Annotated in this window: 26 protein-coding genes and 1 pseudogene; all 27 read right to left on the reverse strand. The window is 41.9% G+C overall.

The features are described 5' to 3' along the window. A pseudogene (locus ACY3FQ_RS08855) lies at positions 1-183 on the reverse strand (hypothetical protein); the annotation flags it as partial. 444 nt (positions 184-627) lie between these two features. Further along, the gene (locus ACY3FQ_RS08860) at positions 628-834 is read right to left on the reverse strand and encodes a hypothetical protein (protein ID WP_489773878.1); all 207 of its coding nucleotides are present in this window, start codon (positions 832-834) and stop codon (positions 628-630) included. Positions 835-1,045: 211 nt separating this feature from the next. After that, positions 1,046-1,909, reverse strand: a complete 864-nt coding sequence (locus tag ACY3FQ_RS08865) for a DUF6414 family protein (protein WP_489773879.1) — start codon at positions 1,907-1,909, stop codon at positions 1,046-1,048. After that, complete coding sequence (locus ACY3FQ_RS08870) at positions 1,872-2,069, reverse strand: hypothetical protein (RefSeq protein WP_489773881.1); 198 nt, start codon at positions 2,067-2,069, stop codon at positions 1,872-1,874. Before ACY3FQ_RS08870 ends, ACY3FQ_RS08865 begins: the two co-directional genes overlap by 38 nt. A gap of 463 nt (positions 2,070-2,532) precedes the next feature. Continuing rightward, on the reverse strand, positions 2,533-3,033 hold the full coding sequence (locus ACY3FQ_RS08875; protein ID WP_489773882.1) for a phage-derived protein YdaY family protein: 501 nt from the start codon (positions 3,031-3,033) through the stop codon (positions 2,533-2,535). A gap of 53 nt (positions 3,034-3,086) precedes the next feature. Beyond that, complete coding sequence (locus ACY3FQ_RS08880; protein ID WP_489773883.1) at positions 3,087-4,001, reverse strand: phage tail tube protein; 915 nt, start codon at positions 3,999-4,001, stop codon at positions 3,087-3,089. Between the two features lie 82 nt (positions 4,002-4,083). Continuing rightward, positions 4,084-4,347 (reverse strand): hypothetical protein, encoded by a 264-nt coding sequence (locus ACY3FQ_RS08885; protein WP_489773884.1) that lies wholly within the window; start codon positions 4,345-4,347, stop codon positions 4,084-4,086. Continuing rightward, positions 4,337-4,879: an antA/AntB antirepressor family protein gene (locus ACY3FQ_RS08890; RefSeq protein ID WP_489773885.1), complete on the reverse strand. Its 543-nt coding sequence runs from the start codon at positions 4,877-4,879 to the stop codon at positions 4,337-4,339. Before ACY3FQ_RS08890 ends, ACY3FQ_RS08885 begins: the two co-directional genes overlap by 11 nt. A gap of 161 nt (positions 4,880-5,040) precedes the next feature. Next, entirely contained in the window at positions 5,041-5,532 is a 492-nt protein-coding gene (locus tag ACY3FQ_RS08895; protein ID WP_489773886.1) for a hypothetical protein, read from the reverse strand. Continuing rightward, on the reverse strand, positions 5,529-5,921 hold the full coding sequence (locus ACY3FQ_RS08900) for a hypothetical protein (RefSeq protein WP_489773887.1): 393 nt from the start codon (positions 5,919-5,921) through the stop codon (positions 5,529-5,531). Before ACY3FQ_RS08900 ends, ACY3FQ_RS08895 begins: the two co-directional genes overlap by 4 nt. Positions 5,922-5,923: 2 nt before the next feature. After that, positions 5,924-6,181, reverse strand: a complete 258-nt coding sequence (locus ACY3FQ_RS08905) for a hypothetical protein (RefSeq protein ID WP_151706607.1) — start codon at positions 6,179-6,181, stop codon at positions 5,924-5,926. Further along, the gene (locus ACY3FQ_RS08910; RefSeq protein WP_489773888.1) at positions 6,168-6,554 is read right to left on the reverse strand and encodes a hypothetical protein; all 387 of its coding nucleotides are present in this window, start codon (positions 6,552-6,554) and stop codon (positions 6,168-6,170) included. Before ACY3FQ_RS08910 ends, ACY3FQ_RS08905 begins: the two co-directional genes overlap by 14 nt. A 41-nt stretch (positions 6,555-6,595) precedes the next feature. After that, positions 6,596-6,805 carry a hypothetical protein gene (locus ACY3FQ_RS08915; RefSeq protein WP_489773889.1) on the reverse strand — a complete coding sequence of 70 codons (210 nt, stop codon included), beginning with the start codon at positions 6,803-6,805 and terminating at the stop codon, positions 6,596-6,598. A 66-nt stretch (positions 6,806-6,871) separates the two neighbouring features. Then, positions 6,872-7,237, reverse strand: a complete 366-nt coding sequence (locus ACY3FQ_RS08920; RefSeq protein ID WP_489774414.1) for a glutamate 5-kinase — start codon at positions 7,235-7,237, stop codon at positions 6,872-6,874. A gap of 8 nt (positions 7,238-7,245) precedes the next feature. Continuing rightward, positions 7,246-7,629 carry a hypothetical protein gene (locus ACY3FQ_RS08925; RefSeq protein WP_034701853.1) on the reverse strand — a complete coding sequence of 128 codons (384 nt, stop codon included), beginning with the start codon at positions 7,627-7,629 and terminating at the stop codon, positions 7,246-7,248. Positions 7,630-7,633: 4 nt separating this feature from the next. After that, positions 7,634-8,074: a hypothetical protein gene (locus tag ACY3FQ_RS08930; RefSeq protein ID WP_489773890.1), complete on the reverse strand. Its 441-nt coding sequence runs from the start codon at positions 8,072-8,074 to the stop codon at positions 7,634-7,636. Between the two features lie 42 nt (positions 8,075-8,116). Further along, positions 8,117-9,100, reverse strand: a complete 984-nt coding sequence (locus ACY3FQ_RS08935) for a major capsid protein (protein WP_034701851.1) — start codon at positions 9,098-9,100, stop codon at positions 8,117-8,119. A gap of 3 nt (positions 9,101-9,103) precedes the next feature. Continuing rightward, positions 9,104-9,829: a hypothetical protein gene (locus tag ACY3FQ_RS08940; RefSeq protein WP_489773891.1), complete on the reverse strand. Its 726-nt coding sequence runs from the start codon at positions 9,827-9,829 to the stop codon at positions 9,104-9,106. 96 nt (positions 9,830-9,925) lie between these two features. Further along, positions 9,926-10,195 (reverse strand): hypothetical protein, encoded by a 270-nt coding sequence (locus ACY3FQ_RS08945; RefSeq protein WP_489773892.1) that lies wholly within the window; start codon positions 10,193-10,195, stop codon positions 9,926-9,928. Beyond that, positions 10,192-11,313: a minor capsid protein gene (locus ACY3FQ_RS08950; protein WP_489773893.1), complete on the reverse strand. Its 1,122-nt coding sequence runs from the start codon at positions 11,311-11,313 to the stop codon at positions 10,192-10,194. Before ACY3FQ_RS08950 ends, ACY3FQ_RS08945 begins: the two co-directional genes overlap by 4 nt. A 41-nt stretch (positions 11,314-11,354) precedes the next feature. Then, the gene (locus ACY3FQ_RS08955) at positions 11,355-11,774 is read right to left on the reverse strand and encodes a hypothetical protein (protein WP_310076708.1); all 420 of its coding nucleotides are present in this window, start codon (positions 11,772-11,774) and stop codon (positions 11,355-11,357) included. 84 nt (positions 11,775-11,858) lie between these two features. After that, entirely contained in the window at positions 11,859-13,223 is a 1,365-nt protein-coding gene (locus ACY3FQ_RS08960) for a DUF4055 domain-containing protein (RefSeq protein ID WP_489774415.1), read from the reverse strand. Positions 13,224-13,264: 41 nt separating this feature from the next. Beyond that, positions 13,265-14,581 carry a phage terminase large subunit family protein gene (locus tag ACY3FQ_RS08965; protein WP_489773895.1) on the reverse strand — a complete coding sequence of 439 codons (1,317 nt, stop codon included), beginning with the start codon at positions 14,579-14,581 and terminating at the stop codon, positions 13,265-13,267. Further along, positions 14,565-15,092, reverse strand: coding sequence for a DUF2280 domain-containing protein (locus ACY3FQ_RS08970; protein ID WP_489773897.1), 528 nt, complete (start codon positions 15,090-15,092; stop codon positions 14,565-14,567). The genes ACY3FQ_RS08965 and ACY3FQ_RS08970 overlap by 17 nt, the downstream gene beginning before the upstream one ends. Before the next feature lie 58 nt (positions 15,093-15,150). Beyond that, positions 15,151-15,792, reverse strand: coding sequence for a putative metallopeptidase (locus ACY3FQ_RS08975; RefSeq protein WP_489773898.1), 642 nt, complete (start codon positions 15,790-15,792; stop codon positions 15,151-15,153). Beyond that, a complete protein-coding gene (locus ACY3FQ_RS08980; protein ID WP_489773899.1) occupies positions 15,752-16,189 on the reverse strand; it encodes a PDDEXK family nuclease in 438 nt (145 codons plus the stop codon). Before ACY3FQ_RS08980 ends, ACY3FQ_RS08975 begins: the two co-directional genes overlap by 41 nt. A 271-nt stretch (positions 16,190-16,460) precedes the next feature. After that, positions 16,461-16,637, reverse strand: a complete 177-nt coding sequence (locus tag ACY3FQ_RS08985; protein WP_489773900.1) for a hypothetical protein — start codon at positions 16,635-16,637, stop codon at positions 16,461-16,463. Between the last annotated feature and the right edge of the window lie 287 nt (positions 16,638-16,924).

Raw genomic sequence — 16,924 nt, forward strand, 5'->3', positions numbered from 1 at the left:
AAATCTCTTATACCCAATATAAGCACCAAATGAATTTTTAGAATTTACCTCTCCGCACATCCCATTCATATTTCTGAATTTTGCAGAATCGGCATCCTTTAATTGGCCTTTCACTGAGGTAATTGCGATGACCTCCCTGTTGCTCTTTAGGTCATCGTTCGAAACACTATCATCACCTGATATACAGCTGAATAAGATTAGAAGCGCAATAATTATTACAGCTACAGCAAGAAAAATAGGAAGCAACTTGCTCTTTTTTTCAATTAAGACTTCTGATGTATATTTGGGCTCGATATCTTTTGCGCTTTGGGGGCGCTTATACTGCCCCCTTTTCTTCTTGGCTTCAGAATAAAGGTAGCTCCATGCTCTGGTTTTTTCATTAACCATAAGATTAGCGAGGTATGTATTAAAATCAATATTTGACTGCTGGAATGACCTTAAATCTCGATAGCTCTCTAAAGGTAGGAGAAATAAAATATCCTTATTTTCTTCAATGTAATCGTTTATTTTCAACAATTCATCACCATTTAATGGCGACCTAAGTAATTCCATACCCACCCCCATATTATTAGAGACAAGATACTAATTTACCGCACAAAAAGAAACCTCCCGAAGGAGGTTTTCGTTTTACCTAACCCATTTTGGCAACTGCCTGTATTTCTTTAAATACATTTCATCATGGCGACCTGAAACATCAAAGTAAAACAATAGAGCAAGAACTACTGGGACAACAAATTTCCCCCAGAATAACCAACTTATATTTTCTGAAATAAAACTTTGAAGCGGATAATTTCCGAAATAATTAAAACTATGTGCCGATTTTAAAATAGGCATATAGAAAATCGCTGACAAAATTACCAATGCGGAATAAAACAAAGACAAGTACTTCAGTTTTGGAAACTCTCTAAAAGCATAATCTATTTTAGTTAATCTAAAATCTAACCAATCAGGCGTGGTAACCTCACAACTTATTTTATATTCAACTTATACTATAAATTGCTGCTTTTTCAAGCATTAAAAAACCACTCCGGGGAGTGGTTTTGTTTTATTGGTCAGCTATTTTCAATGCTGGTCTTAACACTCTAAATATTGCAATAGGCGTCATACCAAAAGCAACGCTTGGTCTACCAAATTGCTCTTTGAGCATTGTCATTGTCTGAGTAACAAGACTCTTAATCTCATTCTGATCAGTGTAGTATGTAAAATCATCAAATGGTATCGCATCTAAAACGCCCAATACATACCACTTTCCAGACATAAACTCCCCGTGTTTAAAATTTATATCCAAGCCAGCATTAGACATTTCATTGCGGCTTAAGGTCATCCAGACCTCGGTGCATAAAGGCACGCCATCTTCACGGAACTCACCCGTTTCCACCAGCAACTTGCCCTCCAATGCATAGGGCACTTCTTGGATGAATTTAAGTGCTGGCTTAAGAGCTTTCGCCATCTCTGCTTTCTTTTTTTTGTGCGAATCAGTAATGCTTGGCATGGTGCCAATCATGAAATCTGCTGCAGGCTCCATAAATTCTTTAATAACAGAAACATCAACTACACTTAATCGCCCTTCTAGCAATACAAGACTTCCAAGTTGACCTGCATCCAATTCTCGGTGAATGAATCCTAGCTCATCAAGGCGATTTATCATTTCCCGAGGCATTGTATGTGTTGCATCATATTGATGTTCAGCACCAAGACTCGCTGAATGATCTGTGGCTACCTTACCATTAGCTACTGTGGGTATTCCCGCCCCTGCTTCTAACTTACGAATATCTGTGATATTGCTGGTGTTTTTAAAAGAAGCTAAAGCTCCATTGCCAGTTAACTGAGCATAGAATGATTTAATTTTTGTATTGTCTAAATAAAAGAAATCAAAGATTGATTCGATGCTTTGTAATTCTTGCGCCACTATTAATCTGCCCTTCAGCCTTTTTTCTTGTGTCATTATACTGAGTTAGGCCATCTTGCATAGCTTTTTGAAAGGACTCTATTGCTTCGCCTAACCCTTTTGCGGATTCATTAAGTTTTTCTTGTTGTTTCTTATTTCCAAACCCAAATGAGAAATTCATAAGGAAACTCCTTAGACAAAAACACCCTGTTATCATTTGATAAAAGGGTTTATGCGGTAATATTATGCGATTACGCATAATCGGTCAATACGCTATAGATTAACTGTTGTCAAGATTTGTATACCTATCAGCGCGTTAATTGTTGTCGCGATGCATCATCAATCTGCCGTTTATCAACAAAAGAAACCAACCTAGACTGATTTCTTCTGCATTCTCTTATACACCTCATCAATAAACCGATTGTCCAGATCAAAGATGACTGCATTAAAAATATAACGCTCTACTGGTAACTCGTATTGCTCACAATAGGCGTTAAGGTCGGCAATGCTTAAGGCTAGTGGTGTGCCTTGCACATATCGACGTGAGCGTGAAATGACGTTGTAGGCTTCAATTAAGGCATTAGCTGTATAGCTATACTCAGGTTTTTTCACCTCTTTGGGTGGTTGTCTACCTAATGCTTCAGCTATTGCTCGCTGCTTTTGGTTGTACTCGCCCGCTTCTTCTTCACTGGCGAATTGGATGTATTCGTAGAGTTCTCGGACTTTCCCAGTGCTTCACGCTTTTTTTTATCAGCTTCAATTTGGATTCGCTGTGATTGAGTAATCACCCATATGCCTAGTTTCACCCCATACTCGTCATCATCAGCCGTTTTCCCATAAGCAAGCAAGTCGTGAGCCAGTTGTGCTGAATATTCAATCTGCGCAGGAATATTACGCCAATCTAAAACTAAATACTTGCCAACAATGCCACTGAATACACGATTAGATTGCTCAACAAACTCGTCAGTAATTAAGGTGCCACTTTCTCGCACCATGCGCTCTTTTTGCTGATGACTGTCTTGCATGTACTGGAATGAGGGGCGATTAATTCCTGCTATAAGATACTCGCCACCATCTGGATGAGGCACCCACTCTGATGGATGTTTTTCAGTGCTTAATGAATCTTTTGAGATGGTAATTTGCATTTTTTTTCTCGATAAGTGGTTTTTACTTATTACCGCCCGAAGGCGGCTATTGATTAAACTTTAGGTGTGCGTGTAAGTGTTGGTGCTTGATCCACAACCGTGTATTCAAATGTTGTATTCAGAAGGTCATCTTTACCACCAGTTGCAAGCGATGCTGTAAGCTCAACTTTAGGAATATTTAAAACGTATTTATTCCCTGCTGTATCTGTGATTGGAATAGAGAGTGAGATATTCCCGTTGGTGAATTGCTTCTCATAAAGCTCAGCTGCTTTAGTAGACCAAGCCATTGTAAAACTGCCTGTGCCTTTCGCTGACATTTCAAGAATTGCACCAACTTCAAGGCCAGCACCTAAGCATTTTTGCACTTGCATCGAGTTATCCCAATTGAATGAGAATGCGGTAATACAAGCTGTACCTTTAACCGATGCACCATCGACAAGTAAATCACCTACTGAGATATTAGACATACGCGGATTGGCTGATGCTGGCGTAATTGTTCCAGTGGGTGCGACTGCTGCTGTGGTTCGTTTTGTACCCATGAAGCCAAAGGTTAGACTGATCAGCCCAGACTCAGGAATATCAATACCAAATGTATTTACATGCAAGCCTGAAAAGGTGTGATAGTTCGCAATGTCGGTATAACCAAGCAATACGCTGAATGTCTGGCGAGTTGTGCCACCAAAAGTCAGAACATTGGTCGCCCAAGCATTAAAAGCTGCTGCTGCCATTAGATCATCATACGCACCATACTGAGCTTCTGCGCTCAATTCGCCTGAATACTCCGCCGAAGTAATCATGGATGATTGCTGCAATCGGCTATCCGTAATTGAAGCCGACTCTGTTTTTTCAACACTTTGGTTTAATGAAATATCAGTAAATGCCAAGGTTTGACGCGCAAATGGCGAAGGCACTGTTCCAATGACAGTTTCTTTTGCAATCTGCGCTAATTGTTTTGCGCCCGAACTCATGGTTTTCTCCTATTCAAGGCATAAAAAAACCACCTTTCGGTGGCATTGGTTTGGAAATAATTAACCCCGCACTTGGCGGGGTTTAATGTTTATTGGAATCTATGGTTTCACCTTGCATACCTCTGCATAATTTCGAGACGCTTTCGGTGTGCAGCGTGATGTGCTTGTGGTTTGGCTTGGTTCGCTCAATATTAATAGCTATTAGCATTGCTGCGCGCAGGTTTTCTGCCGGCTCTACACTTTCAAAAATGTAGGTGTCGTTATGAATAACAATATCAGCATAACCATCTTCTTCTGTGCTTGGTCTGCACTCCACCACAATGTAAGCAGGAATATTATTTGTCATTATCTTTATCCTCATCAAAATCTAAGGATGGTTGCGCCTCTTTAATCAGTTCATCCAATTCTTTAAGCATGGCTGGTTTTGTTTGCTTACCATGGATTGATAAGAAGCTTGCTGCGCCTGACAGAGATTGAGTAATCAGCTCAAGTTGTGCTGAAAGCTTACCAATGCGTACCTGTAACCCATCCTTAAGTTGGCGAGCTAGTTCTTCTTGCTCGATATAATACAGACGCACCTCGCGTCCACGATTAGTACACTCGACCATGGATAGCTCTTTGGCCATATCCACTGTTAGCAAATATTCTGTCTTATGTTTTGCACCACTCACACCCTGCTCCACCACTTGATGGATCAGGTAATCAATATTTTCCTGAAATTTATACTTGGCAATTCGGCGTTTTATCCATGTTGAAAAGTCCTGCTTACTTTCAAGCCAGTAATGCATATCCCGCGCATTCACGCCGAGCTGAACTTTTCCATTTAATTCGACTTCGATAAATGGGGTTTGATTTTCAATTTTTACGATTGCATTCATTGATCTGCTCCGACTACTCATTAAAAAAGAAACACTGGCAAGAAGATGCAATGAATAGTCGAAACGACCATCTTCTTTTCGGGGATCAGCCTAGCCAGTGGTTTGCCTGAAAACAGGCATAAAAAAACCGCCCTTTCGGACGGTTTGGTTAAATGTTTAAGCTAGTTCACTCGGAACTCAGCTCTAATTATTTTTGCGTAAAAGTCTTGGTCATCCATGCTTTGCGGTGCATGAACTTTATAGACCTCAAGATGAGACACGCCGAATGATTGCAGCAATTCTCGCCACTGATCACACAATGCAGTCATGACAAGTGTTCCTCTATTCTTTGGTGTGAAGCACTGAATTGAAATAATGCCGTAATCACGAATACATGGGCTGTCGCCAATTGATGCCACCTGACTATCAGCGTACTGTACAAAAACTTTACACCAAGGTTTGTTTGCTGGCGCTTTAAATGGCTTCCCTTCTTCATTCATTTGGTTCTCAGTACGAACCACAATGTTTTCTAGTGTTGTATTTAGTTCTGTGCCTAGATTGTTGCTGTTGTCGCCGATAAGTAGTAGTGTGCTGCCGATTAAATATTTGCTTCTATCCGCAAACTGCCCGATACGCTTGTATATCTCTATTTCAGCTTGAGTGAGTGTCATCATTTGTATTTACTCGCTACAGACTGGAATGCAAGCGCATACACACCATGAGGGGTTTGATCTGAATGACCATTTTCAATCCTGAGTGCATAAGGCAAAGCATTGGTCAAATACACACAGTTGCCTAGTTTTGCTTTAAGGATGTTCTGAGCGCCTCGATCAAAAGCTTTCTGATCTAAAGTGCCTTTAGGTGCCGTATTGCCCTCACCCTCAATATATTGATAGGTTGGATGGTCGATTGTGATTAGGTTTGAATTGCGGAATGAGCCATCCATTACCGGACTACCCATAATTACAGCTCGTAGCATCTCAGCACTCACCTTTCGCAAATGCTCATCGCCAACCTTCTCTATCTCAAGCGCAAAATTAGTCGGTTTGTTTTTCCATCCCATAGCTATTCTCGATATTCAACAGTCACATCACCAAATAAAATTTCATGCGCCAATTCACCACTAATCATAACTGGCCGACATTCAATATCAGTCTTGATTCGAATTAAGAAGCCTTTTTCCAAATCCACATAAAAGGCACCTCGAATCTGCTCACCATTTAAAAACACCGATTTAATGTTAGTAGCGCGAACATCAACATGAAACGCCTGATCTGAATCAACTGCACGTTGAATTAGGTTTGAATCATCAATGTAAATCATCAGCTTCACTCTCCTGAAACATCGCAAAAAGATCCTGAGCTATACGCTGTATTGAGTAAGCTTCAAATTCGGTGCTAGGCTTTTTCTCACCCATCAGTTTTCTTATTCGTTGCCAAATGTGCACCGCTTCATGTAATAAAAGCCCATGCACTTCAATCAATGTTCTTTCACCGCAATCACCCAACTGAACAATGCAGTGTTTGCCACCATCGTAATAATCAACCTGAGCACCCGCACCTAAATGCATAAATTCTTGTGTGTCAGTTACATCATCAAATAATAGGTCGAATTGATCTTGGTTGCGGACTAAAGTGTATTTTGAATGTTCAAAAGGTGAGATATGCCATTCGGGCACATAGTTGTTGCTGATCATAAATTCCACCCATTAAAAAACCCACCGAGGTGGGTTCATTCTTAGCCAAGTGCTTCTCTTAGAAAGGCTTGCAACTCTTCTTGAGTTTTAAACTCTACAGAAGTTGTGTCTTCTTTGTTGTAGTGGATTTTCAAAGAAGGATTTCTTAAATTTAAATTGGTTGCTGTTGATAGGTCTTCAATCAGCCTAATTTTTTCTTTATTGAAATATAAGTCAGCATTGTTATAAATACTTTTGCACTTAATGAACATTCTATTTCTCTTACTAGTAAAACATTCTTTGTAGCACAAACTAAGTACATGTCAACGATGTAGTACTTAGACCTTTCTAAGTTGGCAGGTCCAGATACTTGATGTTGGATCTTGGCCAATATTTTTCACTTCAAAGCCACCATCCCTAAACTGCCAGACATCCCCTATTTGAGGAATACCCGTCAGCTCATTTTGAAGGACAATGGCCTTAGCATCAGTAGCTTGGTAGTCGATAGGCTTAACCATGTCTCGGAGGTAATTCCCTCGCACGCCACGCCCTGAATATGATTCACTTCCTACGACTGGATAAGTTTGAGTTTCAAAATCAAACTCGCCTGAATAAATCGGCTTTTCACAGGTGAAGGTGTCAACTGCATCAGCTAGATCAGTCGAAAATGCTTCTGCAAGTTCTTCCTGTAGCTCATCTCTCATGCCCATAGCTAAATCCTTTTAAGAAATTGTACTGAAGATCGCTTGGTATATGGCTTGATCAAATCAAGAATGTATTGCTCATAGGTATTTAAGTCTTCTGAACCAGCTGCAAAGGTCTTGGAAACACTGGTGCCAGATTGAGCCGACACCGTCTTACTCACGACAGTGGCAGCCTTACCTTGATAAAGCTTACCCGCCAAAATCCCCCTAATAATCTCGTAGGAGGCTAATTTAAGTGGCTCTGGCACCAAACTAGACTCAAGATACCCTTTCACATTACGCGAGCGTAAATATGCATCCACTTGGGAGAGTAAGCGAGCCTTGTCACTAGCGCTTTGACCAGCAAATTCAGGCACGTGTTCCAGCACTTCTGTTTCAGTGACAAAGCTCATTAGTCTATTCCTTCGGTTGATCCGCTTCTTCGGCTGCTTTCGCGGCTTTAGCTTCTGCAGCAGTAGGCTTTTTGGCCTTAGCTTCCAGTTCTTTGACTTTGGCCTTTAATTCATCATTTTCAGATGTCAGCTTTTTAACCGCTTCCCGCTCTTTATCAAGCTGCTCAGTCAATTCGGTATTTTCAGCTACCACCTTTTCACATTCCGCTTTCGCTTCATCAAGGCTGGCCTGAAGCTCAGGAGCGATGCCTACATTCAATGAAACTGACTGGCTTTTAGGCTGATTATCGAGAAATGCATAGGCCTGATCGACTAGATCAGCATCTGGAAAGTCTTCATCTACTTCAACCGAAGTGGCACCACCAATTACACCCAAGAATGAGCTTCGATAACAAACATCAGGATCGGGATGCTTGGGAATGTTTTCTGTATAAACTACTTTCATCTTTATGCTCCAAAACAAAGGCGACCGAAGTCGCCATGTTTATTAAGGTGTTGCTGTGCCGGAGATAACCGCAGCAAATGGAACCTGCTTACGATCAAATACACGCTCCCAGTTTGCAGCATTAGCATACTGCGCAATAGTCGGAGAGGTGTTTGGACTGGTATTACCCTTCCAAGAGAAACCTGCAGGTTGCAGCAGATAGGTCTTACGTTCCCACAGGATTTCAGCACCACCACCGTTACCACCTGACGGCTTACGTTCAAGCTCAACAGGAACTTTAGGTGTACCTTCACCATAACCGAATGCACCAGCACCAAAGATTAAGGATAGGTACTGACCATTGCCGTAAGTCAAACCATCGTCCATAAAGATTGGCTTGCCTAGGTAAGTGGCTAAGATAATGCGGCCCTCAGAATCTCGCAGGTATTCAATAAGATCTTGTTTCACCATTTGGTTCATTACGACTGAGTGAACACCCATCGCTGAGAACTGATCTGCAGTATCACCTGCTGTAAATGCCGCATCCTGGAATGCACCAGCTGAGATGGTGGCACCCGCATCAATGACCATGTCGCCACCGTCATTTGCGATATTGGAAGCAATCACACCTCGGGCAGATCCAAGTAAGTAACGCTGCCATTGACGCTCCCAGTATTTACCGAAGCGGTTGCGGATGTGCTGCATTGGCTCTGAGTTAGCCAGTTCAGCGGTTAAATCCGCTACACCATATCCTTTGTTTAGATACAATGTACGGGCTTGCATTGAACCTTGAGCTGCTTTACCAACTTCACCCAGATCGTCTGGATCATCATTGGACAGGTTAGGCGCTTCATCTGCATCTAGATCTTGCCAGTATGCAATCGTAGAAGAGCCTTGGCCGTTATTGGCAATCGCATCTAATGCTTCGTTTTTAACAACGATGCCAGATTGATAGACTGCCGTTTTTTCAGGGGAATTAACTGGATCAAGTGTCTGGTAATAATCCCCAACAAAGATATCCGTTAATTGTGTAGTGGTGCTTGGCATATGTTATGCCTCCTTAGTTTTGACTAATTGCTGAAATGCATTTGGATTTTCACGAGCTAAAGTTGCTCGCTCTGCTTCTGTATAGTCAGACCATTTTTTGTTTGGAGTACCCGAACCAGGTGCACCAGAACCATTCGCTTTAGGCCAGAAATAAGCTTTCTTCTCACGCAAGCCTTCAACCCATTCTTTTGGTGACAGAGGATTGGTGCCGTCTTTCCCAATAATCACTTCCCCATTTTCATCGATGGCCACAGCCTTGCCGTTTTCATCTAGAGAGAATTGAGATTGAGCCAAGAAGGCAATATCTGCTGTAGCCTCATTTAAGGCCCCTAACTCCACTGCTGCTTGTACGATTTGACCTTGGACTACGGATTGCTTGAACTTATTTGCATAAGCTTCAGCTTTATCTGCACGCTGTTTTTCAGTTGAAATTAAGCGCTCATGTTCCTGTCGCATTTTTTCGGTACGCTTCTGAATGACTTCATCAATCTTGCCCTCGGCAATAAGTTTTGACTCTTCATCCTGACCAGCTTTATTCAGCAACTCTTTAACGGCTGTAAGATCCACGCCTTCTAGTTGAGACTTAATCCCACCTAGTTCAGTTTTAAGATCTTTATTGGCTTGAATCAGCTCGGTGTTTTTGGTTTTCAAACCTTGCACCTGCTCATCGACAGCTTTTTGAATGGCTGCTTTAACTTCTGGGTTTTCTAAATCAATTTGGTCTGACATTGTTTATTCCTTGAATAACCGCCTGGCGGATTTGAGATACCTGAGCTTTGCGCAGGCATAAAAAAAGACCCGTTTGGGTCTAGGTTTGGATTTGGTTTATCTGGCTTGCTTTAGGTCTGCTGTACATGCAGCATAAGCAGCAAACCATATATTGAACCAATGATTTGCGGTGTTGCGCATTGCTATTGCATCCGCTCGACCATTGTTAAATTTAGGTTTAATTTCATATTTCATAGAAAATAAGTTGAACTCAAGAACTTTGTGATGATCGTCCAGATTTGTATTTTCAAGCCTTTCCAATACTTCACGCTCAAATAGCCAAACTGTGCGCTTCAATCCTATTTCTTTTGGTTCCTTTTTACTCACAATCCCAACTCCTTAAACGTCTTAGCATCCAACACCTTCAACTCATCCAGCGTATACATAGCACCCTGCGGATCGACAAACTTATCAATGCTGTACTTACCTTCTTTGTAGAGCTTGTAGCGTGCTGGGCCGAGCCATTCTTTCTGGAAAAACTCATCAGTCTGGTCGAAAAACTTCTTAAATGATGTATTTGCATCTAGCTGACCAATCAGGTCTTGACGCTCATCTTTTGGAATATCTTTAACCTTGCGTTCATCCATCACAAAAGGACGTTTTCCAGCAATATCACCATCAGCATCACAGCCGACCAATACAGACCGACAGTTATAGTGAAGTGGTGGTTTTGGATAGGCCTTATTGATGTCGTAGACATTGGCATCCAGTGAGGCGCATTGCTTGGAGGTGCGACCATCCAAAGTACTGACGAATTTCACATGAGTGAATCTAAGTGCCTTCCAGGTATCGTCATATGAAATATTCGCCACATGACTTCGTGCGGTCCGAACCGTGCGTTCAATCTCAATCTTGGTTGCATCCCAAATGCCACCAACATAAGCGTACTGATTACCTACCTTGGTTCGCTTGCCACGAATGCGGGTAATAATCTCCTGATTGGTCTGGCCTTGGTTGATTCCATCACGGATCGCATATTCAACCTGCTTTCTAGCCTTATCCAACACAAAGCCAAACATTTCATTAATGAGTTGACCACCTGCCAATGGAGTAGACTTTGCTTTTTTATAAAGCTGCTCACCACTGACCGAAGCTGCTGCACCTGTCATCAACTGACTAACATAAGATGCTTCATACACCGCCATGCTGACCGCTGACTGGTGAAAGGTTTCCGGCACCTCAACTGAAATCTCTTTAAATCGGTCATTCAACAAGCTTCGGATTTCTTTCAATTGATCAGTTGTATATTGACCACTCGCCAGTGCGATTTTTTCAGCCTCAGACAGGTTTTCAAGCAATTCCCTTAGCTCTGACACCATCTTATTAGACAGCCCGTAAAATCGGCTTAAAGCCTCATTTACAGCTTGGGTTGATGCTCGATAGCTGTAGGCAGAGTGTTGACTTAAAGCATTAAGTATTGCTTGTTGTGCTATTTGGTCGTTCATGATTTACGCCCATTAAAAAAGCCCCTTAAAGAGGCTTGTTTTTAACTTTTCAGAAGCCTTTTGTAGGCTCCAATCACACCCTGAGGAATGTCCAGCCATTCACTTTTCGTCTCCCCCAGACACTTTGCACTTGGGTTTGTATTTACCTTTTGATTAGCCGTAAAAATAAATTTACGAATTCTTACCAATTTTTCCGGGTAAAGGAGGCTGTCATATTTTTGAATTGCTTTGTCCAGGTCTGATTTATCAAAAAGTTGATACCCATAACCATCATCAATCGTGACAATAACTTTCATGTTAAAAATATCTGGATAAACTTCCGTTAAGTCGATTGAGTTTTTCAGTCGGGGGATCTCTTTTATTATCTTTTCAAGAGTTTCTTGATCTGCGCAAAGAATCTTTGGATCCGACCGGTACTTATCTTTATATTCACCAACTCTTTTATATATTTCTTCTAGCATATTACACCTCTGCAATACCTGAAATCGAAGGCGGAAAGCATTCAGGTTAAATGCCTTTCGGGAGCGACCCTATCCGCCTAATAATTATACATTATCTACTTTAGGAATGTTGGTAAAAGTACCTGCATTCTCTTGCTCGACACGCTCCATCTCATCCTTATACTCATGCTCTGGCAGATTACCCGTCGCAATGTATTCCCAATAAGTCTGGAATGAGTTTTTACCGGCAATCGCACCTTCATACAGCTGTTTGGCCAATTCGATGTCATATGCCGTAGAGCTGAATTCTGGCTTAACACTGAATGTATATTTTGACGGGTCCAGCTTTAACCACTGAGCCGCATACTTTATTGCCTGCTCGATTGCTTCAGCTGCACACATGACAATGCTATGTAAGCTTGCATGCTGATCATCCTGTCTAGCTCGACGCGCTTCACCTGACTCTTGCGTATTAGTATCGATAACTTTGGCACCTGCTTCTAAAGCTGCATTTTTCTGTGCATCCATTTCGGATTTGGTTTTATCAATACCAACACCTTGAATCTCTAAGTATCCGCATTTCGCTTCTTTAGGAAGAAGCCAAGCCGCCATTACACCAGTTACAGAAACATCATCGTCATCATCCAGGCCACTAATCCATGGTTGTGGATGAGCTGTATGATGCAAAGACTGGAAGTAATCTGCCGATAACTGGTAATACTTCAATGCGGCCTTAGCCATAGTCAGTAGCGGTACAGTCCCCACACTTGGCGCATTGTCTGTCGTGCCACAAAATACGAATGGGGTGAAATTCAGACTATTGCTGCCGAGTGTCGGAGTTTTATCCTGCTCAATGCTACCGTCAAATAATCGGACATTCAAAGAGCCATCTTTTAAACCTAAAACCCGGTGAACAGTCTTAGTACTGTGACTAAATTCATCTTCACTATTCTCGAATTGTTCCTCGAGCACCACCAGATTTAAATCCCGACGCCCACCAACATTGTTTTCCTTCCAGTTAATAATGGATAGAGCGTTATAAAGTGCAAAATACGGCTTTCCATCACCATCCACATCAACTAAAAGACCACAACGACCATATTCGAGTAGCTCTAGAACAACCCGGATAAATAGCTGTTTTAAGCCAAATCCATCATTGGTGGCGTTTTCGCTTAGTCCAGCCATTAGATTACTAGGCAAATTGATTTCAGGATTCAGTTTAGATACCAGCCCAATCATTGTCCGTAGTGAATCTTGCACCCATAAAGGATATTGCGCCCGAGAGACATAGCCCTTATAGATTTCACCGGTTAGATCGCCCTGCTTTTCAGCTTCAACCATCCCTGCTGATTTTGATAGATATTGGGTCGTTGCCAACTTAATAGCTTCTTCACCGGCTACAGCATCCTGCATTACCTGCCAGCTTTTCTTTGCAGCAATATACTGCGGATGTTGATCTGTAACTGCCATAAATACACCAATAAAAAAGCACCCCGAAAGGTGCAAAATGTTTAAGCCATACCACGGATTCTTCGAACCCCAATAGCCTTTTTATTAACAGGAAATAGATAAGCAACTGGATATGTGCCAGCATCATTCATGTGGTCAAAGCCTGCTTTTTTATCTGGTTGTCCATTCTCGTCATAAATCTGACGCTCCTGGCATTTTGCAAAGTGTGGACACTTGGATGTATTCACAAACAAGCGTCTTTCACCCAACGTATTACAGAGCAATGAGTTCATAGAGTTGATGCGGTCCTTCACAGCCGGGTTGGATGCGTTCACATACACCTTAAAGCCTGCCTTTTTCAGCATCGCAATATCGGTTTCACTCGCATTGTTTGATTTGCGGTTATCACCTGAAGCATCTGGGTACACACCAATAGAGTGTTTTGGGTACCGCTCTCTAATCGCTTCAATCATTGCAGGCGTATCAAATAGATTCACAAACTCATCTACTGCATGCATGGTGTCACCACGACGCACATAAACCACAGCGGCCATTTTGGTAACGTTAAAGTCCATACCGATATGAAGCGTGTCACCATCCTGAACCATTTCACTTGAGCTATTGAGTACCCGGTTAAAGCAGTAATAAATAACGCCCTGATAACTCTCAAAACTAGCTTCATATTCCTGACTGAATGTTTTCGGGTCCATCTTGCGCTTGGCAACAATGATTTCCGATTCAGGAATATTACCGCCTTGCAGTGATGTATATGAAAAGCTTCGGCAATCTGGCTCATGACCCGGCTGACCATCCATGAAAGTGTCATAGCAATGGTTGAAGCCTTTCGGTGTACCAATCCTTAAAACATGACCACCAACACGCTGCTCACCATTCACGATGTATTTGCATGTTGACAACATTGGGCGTAGGACTTCTTCCCATGCAGCCCACTTACAGTCCGCCCATTCATCAATGATCAGGAAAAATAAGCCAGATCCACGAAGGTCATCATAGTTATCCAGACCAACCACACGCATGACATGACCACTTTTTAGAGTGATCGTGCATTCAGTTTCGTTGGGTTTGCCTGCACGCCATGAAGGTGGAATTGCTTGTTTTAATCGTTTCCAGAAAACACGCTTGGCCTGCTTAAATGTAGGCGCTGCATACCAGATTTCATCTTCAACCGATACATTCCATTTTGCAGCCAATCTTGCAGCTCGACGCATCTCAGCCTTAGCCAAGAATGTCTTGCCAAAACGTCGACCACATACAGCATCACGAAAACGCGCTTCTTTCTGCCAGCCCCATAAATAGATATTGGCCTGCTTTGGTGTAAGTTGTACCGCACCTTCTGGTGGCTCAAAGAATTGGCTCATTTGGAATTTCCTCATCAGGTTTCAGGCTGATTTTGTAATCTTCCTCAGGAGGTCGAGTTGCAGGAGGTCTTACTTCTTTCTGAAGTTTCTCAAGCTCTAAACGCTTAATATCAATTTCAATCTGTTCTTTTTCAGATAGGCCACTTGGACCAGCACTTTTACCTGATTGAAGCAATCCTTGCGCCTGTTTAAGCACGTTCTGACGCATGACCTTGTTCTTTCCCCAATCGTCATACATCTTTTGGAGTTCTTTAAAGTGAAAGGCTTTGTTAGCAATCGGAATGTCTTCGATGTTCTTCTTGAAATCTTCCCGTGTCCTGTAAAACAAGTCCTTTAATTTCTGACTCATTCCCCTGCAGGTTGCTTTTGTTGGATCGTATGAAGCAACCTGCTGACGCTCAATTTCAATGCCAAATTCTTCCCTTACAGCATCCACTACTTGTTGAGGTGTTTCAAAGCAAGCAAGAGACTGAACTATAAAGATTTTTACAGGCTCTCTTAGTGTTGCCATAAACACCCCTTTGTAAGACTACGTAAGGGTAAATAGGCAAAAAAAAGAGCCCAAAGGCTCAATTGATCACACAGTTCCCACAACACGCAGACACATTAAAATCAGATACAAACGGCGCATTCTTTGAGATTTCGACTAAGCGCTTGACACTCTCGTTTGCACCCCAACGTTTGACCACGCCATAGAACTCTTCAACGTCATGACCCGCTAAGTAATGCTTTGGTAAGCCAGTATTGTCGCTGTACATGATTTCGTCGTCTTGATCACGTTCTACGCCAATGTGGTAAAGCTCATGCTCGATCAAGGCACAGAAGTCATGATCTGAAGCTTGCTCACAGAATGAGGCATCGATGGTAATTAGATAAACAGGCACACAACCAAACCAGTCTCGCATCTGCTGTTCCTGCCGGGCTTTCTTCCATCCACCTTGGTTAAACATCACTTTTTCACATTGACCGAGTACCATGCGTTTCTTTGACTGGCATGCAGATGATGCCCAAGCAAAAGCTAAGAAGGTTTCATCGTCGTGTAGTAGCTCAGAGATATGGTCATGATCTGGATTGTGGAGGTGGCCACCAATGGTCAAATAGTTTTTAATCACCCATTCTTTTAATTCCACGGCGGGCGCAAGGCGAATTGCTTCTTCTTCCTCAGCCTGATCAATAAGATCCGTCGGTGGGAATGGTCTGATCTGTTCCATCTTCTAATCTCTCTAACTGCGACTTGATCCACCGAATCACACCACCCGACTCAATTGCATGTGGCTCAAAACGCTGAATCTTGTAACCCATATCTTCAGCCAGATCATACTTATTAAATGCGTTTGCTATCTTTCTTCCACCACGCCCGACAGCCCAAGGACTACCTGCTATTTCAATAAGAAGTCTCAGCTTCACAATATAAAAATCGAATCGCCAGTTTTTAGTGGATTCAAATTGAAATTTACGCTCATAGCCAATCAGGTGTTCTTCTAACTCCTGAAATAAAGTCTCTTCAGCTTCTAGGTATTTTTCTTTTGCTTTAGGAAGAGGTTTAGAGCGTGGTTTGGTTTTAGGTGGGCGCTTTTTTGTTTTCCAGAAATAGTCGTCTGCGTTCATATTTTGCGCCCATTAAAAAACCACCCGAAGGTGGTTTAGTTTAAAACAACATCGACATCTGCCCAAACTCATAAATCGTTAATGCAAGGACAAAGGCCGAAACCGAGATTATAAGCACATCTTGTGAAGCCATACTTTTCTCCCTTTATTGTTCTTTTTTTATACTCTCACAATTAAAAAAATTATCAATACTAAAAGAATACATTTCTCACAATTTACAGTGATAGATATGTAAGAAATTATACAAAGACGATGTATTAGTTAATTTTAGTTAATTATCGCATAGGGTTGTTCTTAGATTCTTAACCCGCTGTTTCAACTTAATCATGATGCCATCTATTGCCAGCATCTCATCCCGAGTCAAACCAGAACGGCTTAGGTTCTGATACTTAGACAGCTCAGCACTGCAAAATTCTAAGTCTTTTTTTGCTTGTACTTTATCTGTCATAAGAACCCCAAATAAGAAAAGAAAAACCCCGCCAATAATGCATATTGAGCGGGGTTTTATGTGCCGTAATCCGTTCGGCAAATGACTAAGGAAACGTAGCGAAAGGCCTTATATTTCTTTCAAACAATCACGGCATTCTTTGACTTCACCGTCAATCTCAGTTGCACCATGAAGGCCAAATAAACAAATTAACAATTGAAGCATTTCGTTCTCCTACAATCATATATTTATTACAAAACCCAACACTAACTAAATTGTTTAGAAGCCATGCAGAGCAGCTTTTTGAA

This window comes from Acinetobacter sp. AB03 (genome assembly GCF_058107045.1).